We start from the raw sequence: 24,881 nt of genomic DNA, 5'->3' as shown, positions 1-24,881 counted from the left end.
CATTTAATACCAAATTAGGCCGATTCAAGCTTCGACTTTATTCTTCGCTTGGTTAACACCCCCGTAGTGAGCGCCACGCCAAGCAATATCATGATGCCGCCAACGATGGTTTGCGCAGAAAGGTGTTCTTGCAGTAATAATACGCCCCAAATAATACCAAACAAAGGCACTAGGTATGCAACAGTAATCGCTTTTGCCGGCCCCACATCAGCAATGAGTTTAAAGTACAGAATGTAGGCAATACCCGTTCCGCCAATAGCCAGTGCTACCGCATTAATCCATGCATTATTACTTGGCATGGTAGCCGGCAGCGTAGCAAGAGCGAAAGGCGCTAACATTATGCTAGCAAAGGCCTGACTGCCGGTGGCGACAGCGAGAGGTTTTACACCCTGCAACCACTTTTTCATCATACTGGCAGCTATTCCGTAGCAAGTAGTAGCCAGCAGTGCGGTAAGAATAGGAAAGAAGCTCACTTCACCCTCGCCGAGTTTTTGCTGACTGATAACAGCCACACCAACAAACCCAACCAGTAAACCTACAATGGCGCTTTTGGTGAGCTTATCTCCAAGCCATAACCAAGCCACTATGGCACCAAACATGGGTGCGGTTGCATTTAAGATAGCGTTAACGCCGGCTTCTAAATGCAGGCTGCTGTAATTAAAAAGAACAAAAGGAATAGCGGTATTCACCAAACCCACTAAAGCAATGGCAAACCAGTGATGCCTAATTTGCGATAGCCCGCCCTTTAGCATCAGCAGCGGCAGTAACACGGCCGTAGCAAGTAGCGTTCGAACCGCCACCAGCCCGTAAATACCAAATTCAGGTGCCGCCACACGCATGAAGATAAACGAGCCGCCCCAAATACCGGCTAACACCACCAATGCAACAATATCTCTTAGTCCCATAGTCCGCCTTGGGCTCCCTCTAAATTAAGTAAAAATTGCTTTCGCGCTAAACCGCCCGCATAGCCCGTTAGCGTTTTATTGCTGCCAATAACCCGATGACACGGTACAACAATGGCAATGGGGTTTTTACCATTGGCAAGCCCTACCGCTCTTACCGCTTTAGGGTTGCCAATGCGTTTTGCAATATCTAAGTAACTTGCCGTTTGTCCGTAGGGAATGCTCTGTAAGGCCTTCCATACCGACGTTTGGAACTCTGTGCCTTTGACATCTATAGGCAAATCGAATTCGTGACGCGTTTTCGCAAAATAGGCCGATAGCTGTAAACAAGCTTCTTCGGTAATGCCATTAGGCACGCTATCTTTACCGCTATCTTCAACGCTGCCTTTAACACTATCTTTCAAGCAACCTTCAAACTCACTAAACGCAATGCGGGTAACGCCAGTATTGCTTGCTGTCACCGTTACCACGCCTTGCTCTGTGGGTATCGATTGAGAAAAAACCTTTGATGCGGTGTCTGTATTCACTGGCTTGGACCCTTTTTGACTAAGTTCGCACTTGGTTTTCTGTCTGGTTTCGGTGCACACTTTTTATCCGGCTCAGGCGCGCCGCCTGCTTGAGGAAGCTGGGATAGCTGCCAGAGCTGCAGCGTAAGATAGCTTCGCCACGGCGCAGCATCACCTGCACAAACGGGGTAGCACTTTGCCATTTTTTTCACAATAAGATCGCCTTCAAGGTAAACGTCCGGGTCTCGTTCGCCGCGCATCTTAATATAATCTACTGTCCACGGCCCCACACCTTTTACCGCCAGCATATCTTCATGGCTCGGGGAGCGACTTTGAGGACGGCTTTGGGAGCGGTTTTGAAAGTGATTTGGGTAACGACTTGGAAAATGGCTGCCAGAAGAGCCCTCTGAACAGCTCGGAGAAGCACCAGAAGACTGACTAGTAGAAAACAACTGTGCAAAGCTTTTAATCGCATTTTTTCTGGCCTGGGGCATTCGCAAAAACGATAAATCGCTACTTGCTACCGCAGATGCTGAAGGAAAACTATAGCGAAGCTCATCGTCGCCGGTTTCGCATTTACCCAAGTGATGCACCAGTAGAGTCAGCTGCCCAATAGCCGCTTTTACGCTAACCTGCTGACCCACAATAGCTCGGCAACCGGCCTCAAACACACTCCATGCACTTGGCAGTCTTAACCCTTCTAAAAGCTGCGCCTTTATTAATCCTGCATTGAGTAAGCCGCGCTCAATAAGCATAGGATCCGCCTTTAAGTCTAACATGGCTTTTATGTTTTCAATTACCCGATAAAGCGGCGTTAAATCGTTCAATGTTATTGCTACTTCAAACCCGCCTTTGCGAGCATTGTGTGTGGCGCAAAACTGCCCTTTCACACCGTCAAATTCAAACCAGCGCTGATAGCTGCTCTCGGTTACCACTTCCATTTCTGCAACCGCACGCCCGGCTAAAAACTCTCTCACATAAGGCCAGTTATAAGGAGGTCGATAGGAAAGAAATAGCCCGACTTTTTGACCTAACGCGTGACCTGCCCCTCGACTAGGCCCTTGGCTACCCTTCTTATTAGCGCGCCTAAGCCCTGATGGCGATGTTTTACAGTACTGCTGAATCACTCTTTGCAGCTGGCGCTGGGATGAAAAGCCACAACTTATCGCTACGTCAAGCAGAGGCAGAGTGGTTTGCTGTATCAGTTGCTTAGCAAATAGTGCCTGCTGCATGGTTTGAAACTGTTTGGGCGATAAACCGATAGACGAGGTGAGTAACTTATTGGCATAGCGCTCGCTAATACCAAGGCGCGATGCAATATGACTAATTGGCTGGGCTGGTATTTCAGATAATAGCGACAGTGCCCGCTGCACCGTAGTATCTACCCCTTCCCATGCGGGAGATTGGGGCGCACTGTCAGGCCGGCACCGCAAACAGGGCCTAAACCCATCAGACATGGCCTGAACTGCAAGATGGTAATACGCCACGTTTTCTTCTTTCGGTAGCTTTGCTGGGCAAATCGGCCGGCAGAAGATCCCGGTTGTTTTCACTGCAACAAAAAAGCGACCGTCAAAGCGCGCATCTCTACTGCATCTGGCTGATGCGTAGGCTTGTTGTTGTGCATTCACTATTGCCGACATTAAAACCTCTTACCCATATCAATGGCGATAAGCTTGAGTTAGTTATCTTTGATTTAGCCCTACTCTTTTCATTCTGGGCATGTACTTCTCGGCATGTACTTCTAGGAGTTCACCTCTGAGCGTATACATCTGCGTTTTTCTAAAAGCGCCTAGTTTCAGATACCTTGTTTACGCTTAAGATAGTTTACGCCTAAAAACCGAAATTAAGGCGACAAAATCAGAACTCACTATTTTGCCATACATTTTCTGCTGTGCGAGCTGCGCTACCTTTTTTTTCCCTTTCTCAGCACTTCTCAACGTTTATTGGCACTTATCAACAAAGTGCCATTTTTACGCACATTTGATAAATGACTAACCTATCCGCATAATATCGCCATCTTGATAATGACTGCCTATCTCTCTTATTGCAGAGAAGCCGGCTTGATGAGCTAACTGTATGCCAACTATTTTGCGCATTTCGATGTCGCGCTTTTTATTAATGTGTGTATTTCCGCTGCTGGTGCTTTACTCGCACACATTGTCTGCTGACTGGCTTGATAACTATGCCAGCTATGTAAAAAAAGAGGCAGATAAATACAATGTACCTGGCTATGCATTTGTTTTTTATGAGCAAGGAAAGGCGCCACGAGTTTATGTGTATGGTAAAACTCAAAAACGGGGCGGCGAAAAGGTAACAAAAGACACCGTATTTCGCTTAGCTTCTGTATCGAAAACCTTCACTGCGCTGCTTAGCGCTAAATTGGTAGAACGCAATCAGCTATCGTGGAACACGCCAATTAAAACCCTGCTTCCAGATATTCCGTTTAGCGGAAAAGGGATGGAAGCACTTGAACTTCAGCATATCATTGGCCAATCAAGTGGCTTCATGCCAAACGCCTACGATAATTTAATTGAAGCCGACTATTCATTAGAACGTGTACTAACCTCCCTAGGTGAGCTTGAGCCACTGTGTAAACCGGGAGACTGCTACACGTATCAGAACGCCTTATTTGGCGCGTTAGAGTACTACTTCAGCGGGCAAGACACGTCTTATTCTAGCCAAATTCAATCTTACCTGTTTTCTCCGTTAGGTATGACTTCGTCAAGTGTTGGCAAAGGCGGGCTGCTCGCCTCAGAATCATGGGCTCGCCCACACATCGCCATCGCTCGCAATAAATGGCACGAAGGCAAAGTAGAAAGCAATTACTACCGCTTTTCCCCCGCCGCAGGTGTTAACGCCAGCATTTACGATATGACCATTTATTTGCAGGCATTACTTGGGGAGTTTCCCACTGTTATCTCTAAAGAAATGGTGGAATATGTGACCACAGAACGGGTTCGTACTAAGCGCGAAACCTATCGCCGTGGCTGGCGAGGCATGATTAACGACGCCCACTATGGTTTGGGCTGGCGTATTTACGATCTTGATGGAAAAAAGCTTAATTATCACGGCGGATGGGTAAAAGGTTATCGTGCAGATGTGGCTTTCATGCCTGAGAAAAAGGCCGGGTATGTTATGTTAATGAATGCAGAGTCGAACATAATTAACAGCGCTACCGCAGAGCTATGGAAACGCTTTTTAAAACAAGCCGACGACTAAACTCGCCGGCTTGTACTAACCCAATTGCTTACCACTGTGCTTGCTACTTTGTATTTCCTTGAGAAACAGGTAGCTAAACCCAGCGATATCTATTTTGACTGTTTTAGATAGGTATAACCGTTAAGACATTTTTCGTAAAAGTCTGTCCAGCGCACACCTTCTCTAGGTTTGAGCTTGCCATCCCACACATGCTTATCAATTAGGCGTTTAACATCAGATGCCATAGCCCGAGGGTTATACTGCATAACATTAAGTACATCTTCTACCGATGAGCCTTTAACGACTTCTTCGATGTAGAAGTCTTCTGGGTCGTCGTCATAGCTGTAAATATGCACTTCATTTAAGCGACCAAATAGGTTGTGCATATCACCCATTACGTCTTGATAAGCCCCTGTTAAAAACAACCCTACATAGTAGGGTTCGCCCTGTTTTAACGGGTGCATAGGCAACACGTCGGTAATTTCTCTACCAATAGTGAACTGGTCAATCTTGCCATCACTATCGCAAGTAATGTCGACTAAAGAGCAATTTACCGTTGGCTCCTCGTTCATGCGCGTTAATGGCACTACTGGCAACAACTGATCGATTGCCCATGTGTCGGCAGCCGACTGGAATACAGAGAAGTTACACAAGTACTGCGACGACAAACTGTAATCAAGCTCTTGCAGCTCTTCCGGTACGTATTCTTCGTTGCGATACCAGGTTTGCAGCCTACCCATAATTTGCCAATACAGCGTTTCTATTTTGGCAAGTTCCTCAAGAGGAATAACGCGAAGCTTGAAAGCATCAAGAGCTTGCTCTTTGTACTGCGAGGCATCGTTATATACCTCATGCATGTTTTCTTGCTCGTCAAAGGTGTCTGCTAATTCTCTAATATTCTTTAAGAAAAAGTGCTCACCTTCTTTGGCTGACGTATCCATGGTGGCGGCATTAGATTTAATTTCGCCCACAATTTCAGTTATCACACAGCTGTGATGTGCCGTAATGGCGCGCCCGCTCTCACTCACCAAGTGAGGATGAGGTACGCCTTCTAGGTCGCACATTTCTTTCATGCCGTACACAACGTCAGCAACATATTCTTGCATGCTGTAGTTACGCGACGATTCGTTGGTTGAATTACTGCCGTCGTAATCAATACCCAGGCCGCCGCCCACATCAACATAATCTAGCTCAAAGCCCATTTTATGAAGGTCGGCATAAATACGAGCACCTTCAGTAACGGCTTCTTTCACCGCTCTAATATCGGTAAGCTGGCTACCAATATGAAAATGCAAAAGCTTAAGGCAGTGAGCCATGCCCTGCTCTTCTAAATAGCGGGCAGCATTGATTATTTCAGTGATAGTAAGACCAAACTTCGCTCTTTCGCCGCCTGAGCTTTCCCACTTTCCGCGACCTTTTACCGTCATTTTCGAGCGAACGCCGATAATAGGGTCTATATCTAATTCTTTTGCTACTTTTACCAGCAGCAATAGCTCGGTGTATTTCTCTACAACCACAACAACACGACGACCAAGCTTGCGCCCGAGGAGGGCTAAACGCATGACTTCGTCGTCTTTGTAACCATTTAAAATGGTGAGCGACTCTTCATTTGTATTCATGGCTAGCACGGTTAAAAGCTCGGCTTTCGACCCTGCTTCTAGCCCGTAGTTGTAAGGTTTGCCGGCATCGACAATCTCTTCAACCACTTCGCGCATTTGGTTTACTTTTACTGGGTAAACGCCTTGGTATTCGCCTTTGTACTCAGCTTCGGCAATCGATTTACGAAATGCCTTATTTAACCCAGCTACTTGCGAGCGCAAGATATCGTGAAAACGAACAACAACGGGGAACTGAACACCTTCTTTACGTATATCTTCAATAACTGAATTGAAGTCTATGCGTATACTCGGATTTTCGGGCACGGGCGTAATGTGAACATTGCCATTTTCACCAACCTGAAAATAACCGCCACCCCATTGAGAGACGCCGTAGACGCGCTCTGCTTCCTCGATACTCCAATTAGACAATATGATCACCTTTTAAAAGTGCGTTAGGATTTACCCAACTTATGCGTGCAAAAATGAGTCGCGTATTATAGACAAAGCCATAAATGTTGCGACGTAAAATATCGATTGTTTCGACTAATTTAATTTATCGCGGCGTTGCTGTATCTATCCATGATGTTACGTATGCCATCACGCTTGGTTCAACTCTCTTTTCAACGTCGCTTAAAAATGTGGTTACATCCTTAGTGCGACTAAAGGTAAAAGGCTGACTTGCAAAAAATTTCACTGCGATATGATTGGCATCAGTTTTGTCGTCTTCCAACCACAATTCACTTAACTGGTTTCTGCGGTCGAGTTGAACGGGCTCTTTTATACGCCTTGAAACGTCGGTATCCGGAATACTCCAACACCGCATATCCACTAGTAGATGGAAGGACTTGCCTTTTCGGCTTTGCAGTACATCGGACAGTTCACCTAGATAGTTAACATTAGTCACCATATTCCAGTGTCCGCGAAGTGTCACTAAAATACAGCTTTGAAATATTTCAATATCAAATGAACGATTAAGCAGATTGTCACTCATTGCGGGGTTATTACTCGGTGTTTGAAGACAACATTTTTATCGATGTTAGAACGTATTGAAAGATTAAACAACCTTACACACATTATGTGTTGTGGCGTTTTACGGCGATGGGGCGTAAGTCATTAGGCTCGGCGAAACGAAGGTATCGTCGAGCCCAAATAAGATTCAATTAAAGACGCAATTAGTCGTCACCAAATTCTCGGATAATACTGTTGATGGTTTCTTTCGCATCACCAAGCACCATTCGGGTATTTTCTTTAAAGAAAAGTGGATTATCCACTCCGGCAAATCCCGCGTTAGCAGAACGCTTTAACACAAAAACCGATTTGGCTCGATATGCTTCAATAACCGGCATACCGTAAATAGGGCTGCCTTTCATTTCTTTGGCAGCTGGATTAACCACATCATTGGCACCAATAACAATCACCACGTCGTAGTTTTCCATGCGAGGGTTAACGTCGTCCATTTCGTACAGCTGATCGTAGGGAACGTCGGCTTCGGCTAACAGTACGTTCATGTGCCCAGGCATACGCCCTGCAACCGCATGAATACCGTAATCTACCGTACAGCCGTTGTCCTCAAGTAAAGACTGCAACTCACGCACTGCATGTTGCGCTTGCGCTACGGCCATGCCATATCCTGGCACTACCAATACCGCTTGGGCTGCTTCTAACACGTAAAATGCATCTTGTGCGGCCAGTACTTTAATCTCGCCCTCAATTTTCTCGCCTGCCTCAACAGGGGTAGAAAACCCAGATAGCAATACATTCATTAGTGAGCGGTTCATGGCCTTACACATAATGTTAGTGAGGATAAGCCCTGAAGCCCCCACCAATAAACCCGTAACAATAAGAATGGTATTGCCCGTTGCCAAGCCTGCAGCAGAGGCAGCCACTCCTGAGTAACTGTTGAGTAAAGCAATGACTACTGGCATATCAGCGCCGCCAATAGAAATAGTGGCCCACAAACCAAAGCTAAGTGCTAATGCGATTGCGCAATACAGCCAAATTGGGTTTGACGGTTCAGTTGCGAACAAATACCCCACCACTACCATGCCAATAAGATGAAGAATGCTTAGCTCACGAAGCCCGGTAAAGACAACCGCTTTTGAGCTCATTTTACCGGATAGCTTTCCCCATGCGACTACTGAGCCTGAAAAGGTAACGCCACCAACCAGTATGGTGAAAAATAGTGAAACAAAGGTAAAGGCACCAGCAGTGTTAAGCGCGAGTACGCTCATGCCCGATAACGTCGCCCAGCCGAGTAACAGTGATGCTGCGCCACCAAAACCATTAAACAGCGACACCATCTCTGGCATTGAAGTCATTTCAACGGTTTTTGCCTTCCACGCACCATATGCGCCGCCAATAACAAACCCTAGCAATATATAGTGATAGCTGATGATCTGCTGATCGAGCAGAGTAACAACAACCGCTATAAACATACCAACAGCAGAAATAAAGTTACCTTTTTTCGCTGTATCTGGGTGACTCAATAATTTAAGACCAAGAATAAATAGTGCCGCAGCAACTACGTACGCAAGGTTGATCGTGGTTACAATATCATTCACCTGCGTACTCCTTACTTCGTTTTCTTTTTAAACATGTTTAACATGCGATCGGTGACTAAATAGCCTCCCACCACGTTAATACTGGCCAGTGCCACCGCAATGGTACCCAATACGGTAGTTAACACGCTGTTGTCACTACCCGATGCCACTAAGGCGCCAACTAAGGTAATACCTGAAATAGCATTTGAACCTGACATTAAGGGCGTATGAAGCGTAGCAGGCACTTTTCGAATGAGTTCAAAACCAAGAAACCCTGCCAATAGCACGATAAAAAGTAAGTATATGATTTCCACAATTAGGCTCCTTTGTATGCATTAAGCAGCATGTCGTTGGTAACATTTCCTTGATGCGCAATAACGCAGCCAGCAAGAATATCGTCGTCCAATTTAAGGTTGAACGTATTGGTTTCGGTGTCGTAGAATTCGTCCATAAGGTTATAAATATTATTGGCGTACATATCGGTAGCAGCCCGCGCAACAAACTGACTCCAATACCCATCGCCAATAACATTAACGCCATTTACCTCAACGGTTTTTCCCGGGACAGAGCCTTCAACGTTGCCACCTGAAGTGGCAGCCATATCAACAACAACACTGCCAGGCTTCATTAACGCCAGCGTGTCTTTAGCAATAAGTACAGGAGGTTTTCGGCCAAACAGCTGCGCCGTTGTAATCACAATATCTGAATCGGCAATAGCGTCGCGCTGGGCGTCTTGCTGCTTGGCTTTTTGTTCTTCGGTAAGCTCTTTGGCGTAACCGTCTTTCGTTTGCCCGGTTACACCAATATCGATTTTAAGGAATTTTCCACCAAGAGACTCGACCTGCTCTGCAACCACTTCGCGCGTGTCGTAGGCAAGCACATTAGCGCCAAGGCGTTTTGCTGTGGCAATAGCCTGCAGGCCTGCCACGCCAGCGCCAATAATAAATACTTTGGCAGGCTTTATGGTGCCCGATGGCGTCATCATCATAGGTAAAATAGAAGGGAGCAAACTTGCAGCCTGCATCACCATTACATAGCCCGCTAAACTCGCTTGAGAGCTTAACGCATCCATTTTTTGAGCACGGGAAGAACGCGGAATCATTTCAACTGAAATGGCTGTGAGCTGTTTTTCTGCCATAGACTCAACAAGCGGCTGTTGAAAGAAAGGGTCAAGATGGCCAACCACAATGGCCCCTTTTTTCAGCAACGCAAGCTGCGCCTCACTAGGCTTGTTAACGGCCACCAGCATATCTGCAGATGATATTGAATCATTCACATCATTAATGACGGCTACACCTACACCCTCATACTCTTTATCAGAATAGCCAGAAAGTAGTCCTGCTCCGGCCTCAAGTATAATAGAAGCCCCTTTCTTTATTAGACGCTGTGCGCTAGATGGCGTTACAGCACATCGCTTTTCAACTTTGTATAGCGAGTCTGGCGTTTTAGATTCATTTAAAACAATTACTTTCACACGCTTCTCCTTATTCTTAGGCTATTCGAGAATGACACTATTTCTTCTTATCGAAACCATTTTATTCATTTATGCTGATTATTTTTTGGCTAAATCAAACGCCCGTTTAAATTTTTCAACGTGAAAGCGCACGAAAAATTTTGTCTAATTTTCACCCTTAACCTCGGTAAACATACGCTGTGCAAATATTTATTACAAAAATTTTTAAGCTTAAATACATAACTATAATTTATATGAAATTCACTTATGCTTTATGTCAGTCATCATGGTTTTGGTTACCAAGAGGCAATTAGAAGTATAAAGGTTGTTTTTTGCACAGCCGTAAAGGTACAAAAAACACACAGAGGTAGCGGAGTAACATCAACTACAACTCACTTATTGGATAAAAAAGTGAGCCATTCCTATGTCATTTCTTTTTTGGCACTTCATTTTTACCACTTCATCTTTGCCATATCTTTTTTGTCAGAATGTGATCAGTTACGGGAGTTAAAACGTTTACCCATTACGCGCGACGCTTCACAGGCTATTGAGCGCTTTACTAACTATTAAGAATTACAACAAATACACCACCATTAGAGTACGCAGCCGGAACGTTTTTTCTTAAAAAATGTGTTTACAACAAATGTACCGAGCGGCGTGGGGAGAAAAATAGTGTTTGGGCTTTTTAAATCGAATCCGTCAAAGAAAATGCGGAAAGAATACGACCAGCTTTTAGAGCGAGCTATGCTTGCACAAAGGAAGGGCGATATTAAAACGTATTCTATGCTGACTGCAGAATCTGAAGAATTGTGGAAGAAAATAGAGGAAGTTGAAAAACAGCAGTAGTTTTCCGCTTCTGCCAATATTGTTTCAATTCAAGACTTCATATCGCATTGTAGTGCGTATACCCGTAAACTAACGCTTGAGTGAGTTAATTTAAATAAGGGCGTTGGCATTATGGCATTCCGTTTCTTTATAACGATGTTATACGGCATCGTTATCACATCTTCTTTTTTTCATCATAGTGCCAAGGCCATTGAAGCGGGCCAATACTACTATTTTATTTCTGAAAAGTGCGAACCGAGAGGCCCACAAACGCCTGAAGAGCGCGGTGCAGTAACACCAGATGTGATGCTGTTTGAAGTGGTACCTGCCGGCATTAGTGATTACTTCGTGCACATGAATACTAAGGCACTTGAGCATTACACCGAAGAAGGCCAAGAGTACTTAACTCGACTAGAGGAAGAGCAGGCCTATACCGCCGGTGGTGCCACTAACGAAGGCAGCAACATTATTCATCATGATTTTATGCTGCAGCGAGAAGCGATAAGCCTCAACAATCTTATTGCGACATTAAATAGTTTTTCTCAGCAGCAAACAGAGAAGGGGTATTACTATCGCACTATTTTGGCACTCGATGATGAAAGGGCGAGGTTTAAAGCCGTGACTCGAGTACGTTTAACAGAAAGTGCCGCAACTAACCGAATGCTGCTTTCCGACTACTCTACTAGCTACTATCGTTTAGATAAGGCTGGGAACGCCAGCGCTACCCCATTCATTAGTGTTGATCACAATGCTTTAATGCGGAAAAACATCCATCAATACAACAGCCCCTTTAACGCTTATACGGCAACTCACGTATGCGGCGAAAAATGGGAGTCTGGAATTTAAAATGAAAGTCTAGAATTTAGTTATTCCGATACAGGGTTTTAATAATATGAAAACCAAAGCGGGTTTTTATAGGCCCGTGTAGCTTTAGCACTTCTTTTTTAAACACAACATCATCAAATGCTTTTACCATTTGGCCGCGGCGAAATTCACCCAAATCGCCGCCTCGCTTACCCGATGGACACGTTGAATGTTTTTTCGCTAACGTGGCGAAATTTTTGCCTTTTTTAAGCTGCTCTAAAATAGAAAGCGCCTCTTTTTCGGTTTTTACCAAAATGTGTACTGCGGCTGCTGTTGCCATGACAATGCCTATTAGCTTTGAATATTAACGCTTCAAAGTATAACCCAGAGCAACGCTTAGCGTAAGCATGCGAATAACCGCTAAGTAGTATTTCAATTTTGCTGAACAGGTTTACTTTTTAGCGCAAATTCCGCTAACGTAGCGTTGAGAATAAAATTTGGACAATAAAAATAATGAAACGATTTTTTAAATGGATTGGCGTTGGCTTAGTAGCCATAATCGCTTTAGGCGGCAGCTTTGCTGCACACGAATGGTATGCAGATAAACCCTTTTACTTTAATAATTTTTTAAACAGAGAGATGGTAAAGGTAGCGTTTGATAGCCCTGAAACCTTAACGTCGTTAGGCTTTCTAGAGTCTGTGGGTATTAAAGGTCATAATTCAGAACTCGACGATGCCAGCCCCGAGAAAGGCGAAGCCCTTTTTGATAAGGCCCGAGGCATTAGGCAAGTTATCGTCGATTACGATAATGAAGACCTAAGTAAAGACGAGCTACTTTCTAAAAAAATTACTCTTTATTTGCTGGATTACTTAATTGGCAACGAGCCATTTCAATATCACACCTATCCTGTAAACCAATTATTTGGTGTGCAAAACGGCTTTCCAAGCTTCATGCAGGGTCAACATCAAATTAATGATGCAACCGATGTTGAAAATTACCTGAGTCGCTTAGGTGCGGTAGATGAAAAGTTTGCCCAAGTACTTGAAGGGCTAAAACTGCGTGAGGAAAAAGGTATTATTCCTCCCCAATTTGTTATTACTCGCGTGCTCGATGAAATGAACGGCTTTGTTGCTTCGCCGCTTAACGAAAACATTTTGTATAGCTCGTTAAAAGAGAAAATGGCTGATGTAGAAACACTGTCGCAAGAACAGCAAGATGAGTTTTTGGCTGAAGCCGAAGCGCGCATTAATGATGATGTAAATAGCGCTTATCAGCTATTTATCGACTACTTCACAACACTACAGGCAAAGGCAGGTAACGACCACGGATATTGGCACTTACCCGATGGCGATAAGGTATACGCCAACGCCCTTCGCTTTTTCACTACCACCGATATGACTGCAGATGAAATTCACAATATCGGCTTAAAAGAAGTTGCTCGAATTCAAGGCGAAATGCTGACAATTCTTGAAGGCGAAGGCTACGACGTAACGTTAGGGTTTACAAAAGCAATGGACGCCCTTGCAGCAGACCCTACTCACTACTATGAAGACAGCGATGCTGGCCGTGAACAAATACTCAAAGACTATCAAACCATTCTTGATGAAATTGAAGAAGGTATGAGCGAGGTTTTCCGTATTCGTCCCGAAGCAGGTATGGAAGTAGTACGCATTCCTGAGTTTAAGGAGAAAACTGCACCTGGTGCGTATTATCAGCAGCCGGCCATAGACGGTTCAAGACCGGGCCGCTTCTTCGCTAATCTTTACGATATAAAGGCTACCCCTAAATACAGTATGCGAACGCTGGCCTACCACGAAGGTATTCCGGGTCATCATTTTCAAATAGCGCTAGCGATGGAAATAGAGGGCATGCCTTTTATTCGAAAAATGTCGCCATTTACTGCCTACACAGAAGGATGGGCACTGTACTCAGAATATTTAGCGTGGGAAATGGGCTTTCAAGACAACCCACTGGACAACCTTGGTCGACTTCAGGCGGAATTGTTTAGAGCGGTACGCTTAGTGGTAGACACTGGAATTCACCAAAAACGCTGGACCCGAGAAAAAGCCATCGACTACATGGCAAGTAACACAGGTATGGCATTAAGCGATGTTACCTCGGAAATTGAACGCTATATTGTGATGCCAGGACAGGCTACCTCGTACAAAGTAGGCATGCTTAAGATTTTGGAACTGCGAGAGAAAGCGAAAACTGCCTTGGGCGATAAGTTCGACCTAAGAGACTTTCATGATGTGGTGTTAAAAAATGGCGCGGTTCCTTTGGCGATCCTCGAGGAGTTAATTGACGCTTACATTGAAGAAAAGAGTATATAAAAGCATACATGACCTACAAGATTTACAATTTGTGGGTCATGGTTTTTTGGTGTTTAGCTCAATTATTTTCCGCCACTTGCTCCATCAGTAGGGACTCGTTTCTGATGAACAAACTGTGAATAGCGTCTTTAACCTTATTCCGTCTCTCTAAAACGATTTTATTAATATCACCCTCAATCGTTAAAAAATTTTACAGATTTGCGATTTCAATGCTGTTCTAATATATCTTTACTGGAGAGTGTCTTTAATAATTTCGCAGTATGCGAAAAATGTACAGTGTGTTCTTTGGTGCCATCGCGTAGACTTTCGTTAGGCATAATTCGTCGTCTTATCGAAAAAATACTATTTTCAAGTTTAAATAATTGATATGACAGATTGCTAAAAAAAATCGTTCTTCGTTCGCAATTCAATCGTACATAAACGTTTCAGCTGAAAGAGCTAACCGGAGTACTGCCATACGAAAATCAAATAACGTAATTAAATTGACTATTTGCATCTGAGAAAAACCTTAATCCAAACTTATTTATTGTGTGGTCTTTGCACCTAGTGGATATATTGGTGAGAGAAAATCTACCTACTTTCTGCCAGATAAAAATCAAGCAAGTTGAGAAAATCTCCTTATTCATTAATATAAAGAGATGGGATTTATTGAGGTTAGTGAGCATAGTGCCTTAAGCTTTACACTATAGCTCTAAAATTCAAACTCCGGTTTTGCAAGCGCTTTTGATATCAGAAATTTTAAAGTACGACACGCTAACAACTGAAGAAAATGGAAAGCTCACTCTGAAAGACTCAGATAAGCTCTCTGCGAGCTGTATTCTTGGATCATTTATAGGTGTATTATTCAAACTTGCATTCCGCTTGTCGCTTTCTGATATACCTATCAACTCCGTTGCAATATTTTCATGGAGCTCATTGATTTTGAACTTTTGATCATCGTCCCGGTAACCTGACGCAACCGGGATAATACTGAAGGCATCGTCTTCTGCATGTATGCTTTCCATTTTGTCCGCAAAAACATATCCAACATATGCTTTCCCTGTAGATAAAGAAACGAGTACCGGATTCCATTTGAGTGTGGCCTCAAAAAGATGAAGTTTAAACTCATTTTTTTCAGCGGCTTTATATCGATGAACTTTAAGAAGCCTTTTCGCTTTTTTAAGAGTAATTTTGGCTTTTTTAAACTCTTTTATGTAGTCATTTTCATTACCAGATTTCTTTTGAGCCTTTACGTACATTCCAGCAAAGAATTCATTGATATTGTGAGACAAAAAAACCCTCGCAATGCTCAGTAAGTTGGTTAACCAAGTATATATTACCGATACGCAAAACGTTGCTAGGGTTATAAAGAGAAGCTTATAAGGGGCCCATGAGTCGAATATGTTTAATAAATATTGCCCATATGTTTGTCCATCACCAAATGCAGATTGTTCATTAGCTAGAGTCTTTAATGCGGGAACAGTAAAAAAATAAAAAACACCAGCAGCAACCAAAAATTTGCTTCCCGAAAAAAGCAGCCTATAAAACAACAAGTAACCTGTCATTCGTTTTATTGCATATTTATGTTTATAGCTTTTTTCATTGTAAAAGTATCCGGACAAAGCAATAGCCGAAACAATAAACAACGTTCCCTGTATCGATATCAAAAGTACTCCCTCTACCGTCCGTCCTTCGCTGTATTCAGATTACTCTAGGAGCTTTCTCGCCTGCAGATGACTCTAGAAGCTTTCTCGCCTGAGTATTTACCGTTTTATTATCTACTAACGATCTGAAATTAACTTGAAAGCCAGACGCTTCAATCTCCAAATCAACAACTGGCGTATCTCGCTCTCTTCTAATTCTGTTAGACATCGCTACATCAAACTGACGTTTCAAAAGAGTGTTAAAAAATTCTTTCATTCGAAATCCATTGGGGGTAATCCCTTAATAATCACGTACGTTTTTCATACTACCACTTCACACTAGATCGTTCAATTTAATTGGTTGAAAAACATGCGTTATATAAACCTACTATCCATTTTTCAGTATGGCTAATACAATAATGTAATGACAAACCAAACTACGTTTAATGTTAATGGAAATCAGGGGGGCATGTAAGCATCTATACTAATCAACTTACAAAAATTTGCGCCCGACGCTGCTATTTAAATTGCAGACCATTACTGCTTGTGTTGGAAAATTTGGTTTCAAGAAAGTTCATTCAGCTTACTCTACTCCTCACTTTTCAACATCTCTGTGACAATACCATCTGTAAAATATTTCAAACTTGCCCAAGCAAATAGTGCAATCTGGAGGAGACCGAGATAGAGGTTTGGCTCAACCAGCATCAAAATATATATCACCAATGAAATGACAACGCCAACAAGGCGCCTAGCAAAATAAAAGACAAACATGCTAGATTGAATTTCCTTTCCTCTAGCGACAACAGCCTTTGAAAGGTTGGCTACATTTTGCCCAAATATTATACAGGAAGCTAAAGACCAATCACCTGCTAATAAAATGGATTGCCAGCTTTTAAAATGAAGCAGTTTGATAACCACTAAGATAATTAGAGGCAACAAAACGAAGAGATAGCCAGCTGTAAGATTCGCTAATAGCACCCGCTTTTTATGGTTAGTTATCGAAGAGGCCACTTTGAGTACCTTTATAACGCTCAATGCTCAATACGTTTGTGATTTTAGCGTTCTTAATCTCTGTACCCGTTGGTAAATCATATACGTCATACTCTATCTCGGCAGTTACCACGTCTTTTGCACTGATAGGTGCTATGTCAACCTCTTGATACCGCTTCAACCATTCTTCGTTTTGAACTTTTGCATGGAAAGTCAGGTTGTTTTTAAGAGCAGTTACAGCCCATGCCTGAGAGCCCTGATTAACTGAGATTTTGACCCTGATTTGTAGTTGACCTTTAAAATGGCTGACTTTTGCTGAAAACATTACCTTCGGGTCACCAGTGAAACGCCACGACATGTTCATATCGCTCCGACTCGTAGACGAACTAATCCGCAAAGTTTCTCCATTCATAGTACTATCATTTGCAGCAGAAAGTGATTGGAGAACTTCAGCTAATCTTTTAGGGTCGACGATAGGTGGATTTATGGCTTCTCCTGTTGAATCTAACGCTCGAGTCAGTCGCTCCTCTAGACCTTGGGCTATTGCCATTACTTCTTCTTCTGAAGAGGTTTCTTCAACTGCTGTTAAATCACTATGCAGGTGCACAGCTGAGTCAAATAGTGCCTCAGTTACTAGACTTTTCAAGCGCCCTTTTGCTGCCCCCAATCTGCTTTTAATGGAGCCGTGATTTACGGAGATTAACTGAAAAGTAAAATCATCCTTTAAACCAATAGACTCTGCTAGTAGATTTCCTAAATCGTCGTAGCTTTTGACATATTTTGCCATTGTATCGAAGACTGCGGCGGGATTACTGCGGTTAGCCAGGTAGTCATATTTCAACTCTAAATCAGATTCCATTCCTATTCTCTACTTTTTATTTTCTAATCAAATCTTAACGCTTACCGACTCGAATACAACAAAAAAAGCGCTGAGTCTGAACCCAACGCCTTTCTTAAAGCTATTTTTCGTCCTACATCAGTGCCTACATCTGCGTATACTTAATTGCATACATTGAGAGTAAACCATTGATTTGGAAGGACGGAATAGGCATCGATTGATTACATCATGCCGCCCATTCCGCCCATGCCGCCCATATCAGGCATTGCAGGAGCTGACTCATCTTTAGGCACTTCAGCAACCATCGCTTCAGTGGTAATCATAAGTGAGGCAATTGATGCTGCAAACTGTAGTGCAGAACGCGTTACTTTAGTTGGGTCAAGAATACCCATCTCTAGCATGTCGCCATACGTGTCGTTACCAGCGTTGTAACCGTAGTTACCTTCGCCGCCTTTAACAGCGTTAACAACAACAGATGCTTCTGCACCAGCATTGCTCGCGATTTGACGTAGAGGCGATTCCATTGCACGTAGCGCAAGTTTAATACCTACAGTTTGGTCTTCGTTGTCACCAGTTAGGTCAGCAAGCTTAGCCGCTGCACGAACTAGAGCAACACCACCACCAGGTACTACGCCTTCTTCAACCGCTGCACGCGTTGCGTGTAGAGCATCTTCAACGCGGTCTTTCTTCTCTTTCATTTCTACTTCAGTTGCTGCACCAACTTTAATGACTGCAACACCGCCAGAAAGCTTAGCTAAACGCTCTTGAAGCTTTTCTTTGTCGTAGTCAGATGAAGAGTCTTCAATTTGACCTTTAATTTGTGCACAACGGCCTTCAATCGCTTCTTCGTCGCCGTTACCATCAACAATAGTCGTATTGTCTTTGTTGATAACTACGCGTTTCGCTGTACCTAGGTCTTCAAGCTGCACTTTTTCAAGGTCTAAACCAATCTCTTCAGAGATTACTGTACCGCCTGTCAGTACCGCGATGTCTTGAAGCATTGCTTTACGACGGTCGCCGAAACCAGGTGCTTTAACCGCAGCAACTTTCACGATACCGCGCATGTTGTTTACAACTAATGTTGCTAGCGCTTCGCCTTCAACATCTTCAGCCATAATAAGTAGTGGCTTACCAGCTTTCGCTACGCCTTCAAGCGTTGGAAGCAATTCACGGATGTTAGAAATTTTCTTATCTACTAACAAGATGAATGGGCTATCTAGTTCAACAGTACCGTTTTCTTGGTTGTTGATGAAGTAAGGAGATAGGTAACCACGGTCGAATTGCATGCCTTCAACAACGTCTAGTTCGTTTTGAAGTGCTTGACCTTCTTCTACAGTGATAACACCTTCTTTACCTACTTTTTCCATTGCTTGTGCAATGATGTCGCCAACTTCAGAGTCAGAGTTTGCAGAGATAGTACCAACTTGTGCGATAGACTTGCTGTCTGCACAGTCTGTAGAAAGCGCTTTAAGCTCAGCAACCGCTGCGATAACAGCTTTATCGATACCGCGCTTAAGGTCCATTGGGTTCATACCCGCAGCAACAGACTTGTGGCCTTCAGTAACGATAGCTTGTGCAAGCACAGTGGCGGTAGTTGTACCGTCACCCGCTTCATCGTTCGCTTTAGAGGCTACTTCTTTCACCATCTGTGCGCCCATGTTCTCAAACTTGTCTTCAAGTTCGATTTCTTTCGCTACAGATACACCATCTTTAGTAATGGTCGGTGCGCCGAAAGACTTGTCTAAAACAACGTTACGGCCTTTAGGACCAAGCGTTACTTTTACTGCGTTTGCTAGCGTATTTACGCCTTTAAGCATTTTTGTGCGAGCGTCGTCACCAAAACGTACTTCTTTAGCTGCCATGATTCAATTCCTCTCTAATTCGGTTAAACGTTAGTCGTTATTACTCAACAATCGCTAGGATGTCGCTTTCGCTAAGGATTAGAACTTCTTCACCATCCAGCTTTTCTGTTTTAACGCCGTAACCGTCACTGAAAATAACGGTGTCACCAACTTTTACGTCTAGCGCTTTAATTTCACCATTCTCAAGTATGCGACCATTACCCACAGCGATTACTTCACCGCGAGTTGATTTTTCTGCTGCAGAACCAGTCAGAACGATACCGCCTGCAGATTTACTTTCTTGCTCTGCGCGTTTAATTATTACGCGGTCGTGTAAAGGACGAATTGCCATTTTCAAGTCTCCTGAAAATTCCACTATTCAAATTAAAGAATATTCAACATTCACTGTTTTGAATGTTGATTGCCTGGAACGCTCATTGCTGAGCAGTTAAAATGTTATCTGCACGGATAAATGGGGCAGTACCCAAACAAGTTCAAGTGTTTTTCCACAAAAAAATGTAAAAAAATTGATTTTTTTGCGAAATACACGCGTTTAGGGGGATTAGTTTGAGGATGAGACGGCTCAGCATCAAGTCAGAAACTACTCGCAAGCGGTATGTAGTGGGTTTACTTTAACCGCTTGTCTTCGTCGTTTTGCGTCTTGTCAGTATATTCACCTTCAATCACATCGTCTTTGTTTTTCGCTGATGTCGTAAATGGCGAATCCTTACTGCCGAAAGGATCGCTGCCAAAAGGATCGCTGCTAAAGGGGCTTTGTTGCCCGTTTGTATTGAAGCCACTTGCACCTGGTCCTGCACCACCAGCGCCCGCACCGGGCATAACAACGCGCATTTTCATGTGCTTGCTCACCTGCGCAGCAAGTAAATGTCGCGTTCCGGGTAATACAAACATAAAACCCAATATGTCGGTAATAAACCCTGGGGTCACCAGTAAAACGCCAGCTACCACTAGCATTAGCCCTTCTACAAGCTCTTTCCCCGGCATTTCGTTGCGCTGCATTTTTGCCTGCGCGGTTTGAAGCGTACTGAGCCCCTCGCGCTTTACAAAGTAAGAGCCAATAAAAGCAGTGAGAATAACGATGCCTATTGTGTTCCAACCACCAATAATGCTGCCAACATTAACCAGTAAGGCGATTTCTAAAATAGGAAGTACGGCAAATAAAATGAATAAAACCCGCAAGATGAGTCCTCTTTAAACAGTCTATTAAGTGATATATGGGTATTGAGGCCAAAAGCAATCAAAGGTTCGTTTGCTCTCGGTTAACTACACGTTCAATACGACCGATAACTACTGCTATCGAAAACCCTAGGCTTGCTACACATACATGAAACAATATTTGAAAACTAACGGTCTATCTATCAGTGCTATTTTGTATTCGGTTTACTTTGCGTCAGTTTTACTATGAATCAGTCACTGGCAGTAAAATATCACCACTTATTTCGGGACGGGATGACCGCTGTTACAAAAGTAGGCAGAGGTTACGTAGATAGTCTTACCCTTATTTACGGTGAAGTATGTCAAACCCGATACCCTATTTTGGTATAATTAAGCACCTTTTGTAAGGCAAGCGTGTATAAATGCCCATAAAAGTACTCATTCAGTACTGGGCCCGTACTTAATAAGTACCGAGAAAACATCAAGAAAATACCGAGTCAGCTAACAATAATGTTTGCTTTACTGACAGTGGCTTAAAATAAGCAATTTAGAACTCACAATAGAAGTTGAAGTTACCAATATGATTATTGCCCTACTAAACCGAGTGTCGACATTATCTCTGCCCCGTCGAACGTGCGCTTTTACCACAATGGTATTTTCAATTTTTCTTCTTTTAGTGAACGCATTATCAGTAACCGCCGCTGCGCAGGCACAATTCCCCAACAGCTTAGACAACGCATTCTCACAAGAGCCTGAGTTTTTAGACGTTGAGCAGGCGTTTGCCTTCGACTTCAATCAGAAAGACAGCACGCTAACGCTAACATTTACTATTGCAGATGGTTATTACCTGTATAAAAAACAGTTTAAGTACGTCGCTAAAGACGCCGCTATTGGCGAGGCGAGTTACCCAAAAGGGGTAATAATTGAAGATGAGTTTTACGGCAAGTCGGAAGTTTTTTATAACAGCGTTAGCATAACGCTCCCTTTAGAAGAAGCCTCTTCTGATGGCGTGGTGAAAGTGCGTTATCAAGGCTGCGCCGATGCTGGGCTTTGCTACCCACCCACGATAAAAGTCGTTTATCTCAATGAAATCGTTAGTGGTGGGCAAGTATCAGTTCAAAGTGGCGCTTTAGCACCAGAGAGTGAGCAGTTCTCTCTTGCCAATAAGTTAATTAATAAAGAAAACCTCCCTCTTACACTGCTGTTATTCTTTATTTTGGGTATCGGCCTTGCGTTTACCCCTTGCGTATTCCCTATGTACCCCATTGTGTCAGGCATTGTTATTGGTCAAGGCAATACAAAAAGTCTCTCTCATTCTTTTTGGCTTACCTTTGTCTACGTACAAGGTATGGCAATTACCTACTCTCTACTTGGGCTGGTTGTGGCAGTAGCAGGGGCGCAATTTCAAGCGGCACTTCAGCACCCTATTGTGTTAGGTGTTTTCATTGCTTTATTTGCTACGTTAGCCGTGGCCCTGTTTGGCGGTTTTGAAATACAACTTCCTGCAAAGTGGCAGGAAAAGCTTACCTCAGCAAGTAACAGCCAAACCCCAGGCAGCTTTTTAGGCGTATTTGTTATGGGCGTGCTGTCAGGGTTAATTGCCTCGCCGTGCACCACTGCGCCACTTACCGGCATATTGCTATTTATCGCACAAACCGGTGATATGACCCTTGGATTCATTTCCCTTTATTTACTAAGTATTGGTATGGGCATTCCGCTGATCATATTTGGCGTTACGGGTGGAAAACTGCTGCCTAAAGCGGGGAACTGGATGAACGTCGTTAAGGTAACATTCGGCTTCATGATGCTGGCCGTCGCCATAGTGTTTGTCGAGCGGTTGTGGAACAGCTTGTATTCAGACTTTTTGTGGGCAGCACTGGGCTTCGGTTTATTTGGGTACTATTGGAAATTAAATCGCGCGACGCCGAATAGCAAAATGAAGTTATTGCGAGCTATGTTGGTAGCGGCAGGCGTTATGGGAAGTGCAGGCATTACTTATCAAACCGGCGAAAACGTTGGGATTTGGGGCGAAAAAGTGACTCACCCTGAATTTATTAAGGCAAGAGATTTTACCGATTTACAGCAGAAGATAGCAAAGGCTAACGACAACGGACAAACAGTAATGCTAGACCTTTACGCCGACTGGTGCGTCGCGTGCAAAGAGTTCGAGAAATACACCTTCCCAGATCAAAACGTGGTTAACGCGCTGAACAATACCGTTTGGATGCAGATGGACCTTACCGACAACACGCCCGAGCGTCAGGAAGTGTTCGATAGGTTTGAAGTACTTGGTTTACCTACTATATTATTTTTTGATAAAAACGGGGATGAGTTAAGGCAGTCACGGGTAACCGGATTTATGAAGGCCGATGCCTTCGCAGCACACGTTAACAATGCGCTTGCCGACAGTACCCTTGATGACAGCGCCGCTGCCGATAATGCCCGCGACGAGTAGCATCATTACGCCGCGGTTTGGACAACACCAGTGGCAGAATGAGTGGCGGCATAAGTGGCTACATAAAAAATCTGTGAGTGGTCGGTTACGAGCATTCTTTGCGTGGGCGTTGGATGCTTGGCCGTTGGTTGCTTTGGCTTTATGTATTTGGCCATCGCCACTTCAGGCTTCAGCACCACACGCTTTATCCACGCTCGTTGGTTCAACAAAGCACTCATCAAAGCCAATCGCCTCGGCAACGACATTACGGGCCATCAGCCTCTTAACCTCTGCTGTACAAGTCCCGTCAAATAGCCTGTCGAATCAAAGCCCGTCAAAACAAAGCCTTTCAAAGAGTATGCAGCGAGAGGGTTGCTTTGATGAGCGCCGCTTTTGCTTTTTGTTAAGTGAAAAAGACGATACCAGCGGTAGCTATGTCATACGCGTTCAGCGTTACATCGATTTACCCGTAGCCCTAACACTGTATTCAACAGACCTCGGTTATAAAGCCCATGCCAACGCTTTTTTAGCTAATAACGACCCTATTGTTTTAGGAGAGACCCAGTCACCATCTCGCTTTTTCTCCACCATGCGCGTGAAATGGACCGTAGGTAATATCGGTGCCGCTCATAATAGTGAGTATCGTTATGCGTCTCCGTTACAACCTCAACAAAGCTATCCTATTGTGCAGGGCGTTAACGGAAAATTTAGTCACTTTGGTGCGTCTAAATATGCTCTGGATTTTGGTGCTAGTGAGGGCACACCCGTACTTGCGGCGCGAGGGGGTATTGTTATAGACACCAAGCGCAATGGGAAAAAAGGCGGACCTACTCCAGATTTCGCGAAACATGCAAATTACGTTGCCATTTTGCATGACGATGGAACCACCGGTGAATATTATCACCTCAAATATGAAGGTGTTGTGGTCAAACGAGAGCAACGAATTACCCAAGGGCAACTTATCGGGTACACCGGGAATACCGGCTTTTCGTCTCTTCCCCACCTGCATTTCGGTGTTTACGTGGCAAAATTTCACGGTCGCTATCAAAGCGTTCCGTTTTCACTACAGAACCCCCGACTTTAGCTTACAGTTCATCAGGAAATCGCTGAAAGCCACGCATGGCAGGTGATACAACGCTTAAAAAAGCAACGTTTCATTAACAATAAAAACGCCCAAACCATGTTTATGTAGCGAAAACTTTGCGCCGAAAACACCTGATTAGACCAGTATTTTGCTGCTAAATCTTTCTCTATCTCTATAATCAACATATAAATTTAAAAACGGAACCTGTTATTGGCTTTTTTTTCGTGCAACTGACGGCAAACTTTGTTGAAATGACGAGTACCACGACAGTTACACGAAGATAGCAGCAAATTAGATGAATATTTTGTTATTGAACGGCCCTAATTTAAATATGTTAGGCCAAAGAGAACCCGACAAGTACGGCACGCAAACTTTGCAAGACATCGTTGATGACTTGCAGGCTCAAGCTGCCTCCAGCGATGTGACGCTTTCGCATTTTCAGTCTAACGCTGAACATGCACTTATTGAGCGCATACACGACGCTATGGGTAATACAGATGCCATCATCATTAATCCTGCTGCATTCACGCACACAAGTGTGGCCATTCGCGACGCGCTGTTAAGTGTGAGCATTCCGTTTATCGAAGTTCATTTGTCGAATGTTCACGCTCGTGAATCTTTTCGTCATCATTCCTATTTTTCTGATGTTGCAGCTGGTGTCATTGTTGGCCTTGGCCCTATGGGTTATTCCCTTGCACTAACCGCAGCAATCAATTTACCGAAATCGCAAAAATAA

The 24,881-nt window shown here is 43.8% G+C and carries 23 protein-coding genes; 7 read left to right on the top strand and 16 right to left on the bottom strand.

Annotated features, from left to right (window positions below; translation table 11 throughout):
* Positions 1-14 precede the first annotated feature (14 nt).
* The 3 genes from O9X84_RS03725 to O9X84_RS03715 are packed head-to-tail and all read right to left on the bottom strand — an operon-like array spanning position 15 to position 3,048.
* Positions 15-905, bottom strand: a complete 891-nt coding sequence (locus O9X84_RS03725) for a DMT family transporter (protein ID WP_269518217.1) — start codon at positions 903-905, stop codon at positions 15-17.
* On the bottom strand, positions 896-1,429 hold the full coding sequence (locus O9X84_RS03720; RefSeq protein ID WP_269518216.1) for a methylated-DNA--[protein]-cysteine S-methyltransferase: 534 nt from the start codon (positions 1,427-1,429) through the stop codon (positions 896-898). Before O9X84_RS03720 ends, O9X84_RS03725 begins: the two co-directional genes overlap by 10 nt.
* Complete coding sequence (locus O9X84_RS03715) at positions 1,426-3,048, bottom strand: DNA-3-methyladenine glycosylase 2 family protein (protein WP_269518215.1); 1,623 nt, start codon at positions 3,046-3,048, stop codon at positions 1,426-1,428. The genes O9X84_RS03720 and O9X84_RS03715 overlap by 4 nt, the downstream gene beginning before the upstream one ends.
* 478 nt (positions 3,049-3,526) lie before the next feature.
* Here O9X84_RS03715 and O9X84_RS03710 point away from each other — a divergent pair, with 478 nt between their 5' ends.
* Entirely contained in the window at positions 3,527-4,627 is a 1,101-nt protein-coding gene (locus O9X84_RS03710; protein WP_442864504.1) for a serine hydrolase domain-containing protein, read from the top strand.
* A gap of 89 nt (positions 4,628-4,716) precedes the next feature.
* Here the strand turns inward: O9X84_RS03710 and speA are convergent, their stop codons facing one another.
* From speA to O9X84_RS03685, 5 genes are all read right to left on the bottom strand, one after another.
* The gene (gene speA, locus O9X84_RS03705) at positions 4,717-6,633 is read right to left on the bottom strand and encodes a biosynthetic arginine decarboxylase (RefSeq protein WP_269518214.1); all 1,917 of its coding nucleotides are present in this window, start codon (positions 6,631-6,633) and stop codon (positions 4,717-4,719) included.
* Between the two features lie 124 nt (positions 6,634-6,757).
* Positions 6,758-7,195, bottom strand: coding sequence for an arginine decarboxylase (locus tag O9X84_RS03700; protein ID WP_269518213.1), 438 nt, complete (start codon positions 7,193-7,195; stop codon positions 6,758-6,760).
* 181 nt (positions 7,196-7,376) lie between these two features.
* Positions 7,377-8,765 (bottom strand): NAD(P)(+) transhydrogenase (Re/Si-specific) subunit beta, encoded by a 1,389-nt coding sequence (locus O9X84_RS03695; protein WP_269518212.1) that lies wholly within the window; start codon positions 8,763-8,765, stop codon positions 7,377-7,379.
* Positions 8,766-8,776: 11 nt separating this feature from the next.
* Complete coding sequence (locus O9X84_RS03690) at positions 8,777-9,058, bottom strand: NAD(P) transhydrogenase subunit alpha (RefSeq protein WP_269518211.1); 282 nt, start codon at positions 9,056-9,058, stop codon at positions 8,777-8,779.
* Between the two features lie 2 nt (positions 9,059-9,060).
* A complete protein-coding gene (locus O9X84_RS03685) occupies positions 9,061-10,218 on the bottom strand; it encodes an NAD(P) transhydrogenase subunit alpha (protein ID WP_269518210.1) in 1,158 nt (385 codons plus the stop codon).
* 651 nt (positions 10,219-10,869) lie between these two features.
* On the opposite strand from O9X84_RS03685, the gene O9X84_RS03680 reads away from it, so the two are divergent.
* Positions 10,870-11,043, top strand: a complete 174-nt coding sequence (locus O9X84_RS03680) for a DUF6435 family protein (RefSeq protein WP_269518209.1) — start codon at positions 10,870-10,872, stop codon at positions 11,041-11,043.
* A gap of 111 nt (positions 11,044-11,154) precedes the next feature.
* Positions 11,155-11,868: a hypothetical protein gene (locus O9X84_RS03675; protein ID WP_269518208.1), complete on the top strand. Its 714-nt coding sequence runs from the start codon at positions 11,155-11,157 to the stop codon at positions 11,866-11,868.
* 16 nt (positions 11,869-11,884) lie between these two features.
* Here the strand turns inward: O9X84_RS03675 and ppiC are convergent, their stop codons facing one another.
* Complete coding sequence (ppiC, locus tag O9X84_RS03670; RefSeq protein WP_269518207.1) at positions 11,885-12,166, bottom strand: peptidylprolyl isomerase PpiC; 282 nt, start codon at positions 12,164-12,166, stop codon at positions 11,885-11,887.
* Between the two features lie 173 nt (positions 12,167-12,339).
* Here ppiC and O9X84_RS03665 point away from each other — a divergent pair, with 173 nt between their 5' ends.
* Positions 12,340-14,160: a DUF885 domain-containing protein gene (locus O9X84_RS03665; protein WP_269518206.1), complete on the top strand. Its 1,821-nt coding sequence runs from the start codon at positions 12,340-12,342 to the stop codon at positions 14,158-14,160.
* A gap of 698 nt (positions 14,161-14,858) precedes the next feature.
* Here O9X84_RS03665 and O9X84_RS03660 read toward each other — a convergent pair.
* The 7 genes from O9X84_RS03660 to O9X84_RS03630 form a co-directional block, all read right to left on the bottom strand.
* The gene (locus O9X84_RS03660) at positions 14,859-15,806 is read right to left on the bottom strand and encodes a hypothetical protein (protein WP_269518204.1); all 948 of its coding nucleotides are present in this window, start codon (positions 15,804-15,806) and stop codon (positions 14,859-14,861) included.
* Between the two features lie 34 nt (positions 15,807-15,840).
* Entirely contained in the window at positions 15,841-16,059 is a 219-nt protein-coding gene (locus O9X84_RS03655; RefSeq protein WP_269518203.1) for a hypothetical protein, read from the bottom strand.
* A 311-nt stretch (positions 16,060-16,370) separates the two neighbouring features.
* Positions 16,371-16,793, bottom strand: coding sequence for a hypothetical protein (locus tag O9X84_RS03650; protein WP_269518201.1), 423 nt, complete (start codon positions 16,791-16,793; stop codon positions 16,371-16,373).
* Positions 16,774-17,631: a hypothetical protein gene (locus O9X84_RS03645; protein ID WP_269518200.1), complete on the bottom strand. Its 858-nt coding sequence runs from the start codon at positions 17,629-17,631 to the stop codon at positions 16,774-16,776. Before O9X84_RS03645 ends, O9X84_RS03650 begins: the two co-directional genes overlap by 20 nt.
* A gap of 200 nt (positions 17,632-17,831) precedes the next feature.
* Entirely contained in the window at positions 17,832-19,472 is a 1,641-nt protein-coding gene (gene groL / locus O9X84_RS03640; protein ID WP_269518199.1) for a chaperonin GroEL, read from the bottom strand.
* 40 nt (positions 19,473-19,512) lie between these two features.
* Positions 19,513-19,803 carry a co-chaperone GroES gene (locus tag O9X84_RS03635; protein ID WP_071980927.1) on the bottom strand — a complete coding sequence of 97 codons (291 nt, stop codon included), beginning with the start codon at positions 19,801-19,803 and terminating at the stop codon, positions 19,513-19,515.
* Positions 19,804-20,078: 275 nt separating this feature from the next.
* Positions 20,079-20,651, bottom strand: coding sequence for an FxsA family protein (locus O9X84_RS03630; RefSeq protein ID WP_269518198.1), 573 nt, complete (start codon positions 20,649-20,651; stop codon positions 20,079-20,081).
* A 625-nt stretch (positions 20,652-21,276) separates the two neighbouring features.
* Here O9X84_RS03630 and O9X84_RS03625 point away from each other — a divergent pair.
* From O9X84_RS03625 to aroQ, 3 genes are all read left to right on the top strand, one after another.
* Positions 21,277-23,082, top strand: coding sequence for a protein-disulfide reductase DsbD (locus tag O9X84_RS03625; protein WP_269518401.1), 1,806 nt, complete (start codon positions 21,277-21,279; stop codon positions 23,080-23,082).
* On the top strand, positions 23,045-24,145 hold the full coding sequence (locus O9X84_RS03620; RefSeq protein WP_269518197.1) for a M23 family metallopeptidase: 1,101 nt from the start codon (positions 23,045-23,047) through the stop codon (positions 24,143-24,145). The genes O9X84_RS03625 and O9X84_RS03620 overlap by 38 nt, the downstream gene beginning before the upstream one ends.
* A gap of 295 nt (positions 24,146-24,440) precedes the next feature.
* Positions 24,441-24,881: a type II 3-dehydroquinate dehydratase gene (gene aroQ, locus O9X84_RS03615; protein WP_269518196.1), complete on the top strand. Its 441-nt coding sequence runs from the start codon at positions 24,441-24,443 to the stop codon at positions 24,879-24,881.

The sequence above is a fragment of the Alteromonas sp. BMJM2 genome, from assembly GCF_027257845.1.
Classification (GTDB): domain Bacteria; phylum Pseudomonadota; class Gammaproteobacteria; order Enterobacterales; family Alteromonadaceae; genus Alteromonas.
This window is presented reverse-complemented; position numbering and strand designations above follow the sequence as displayed.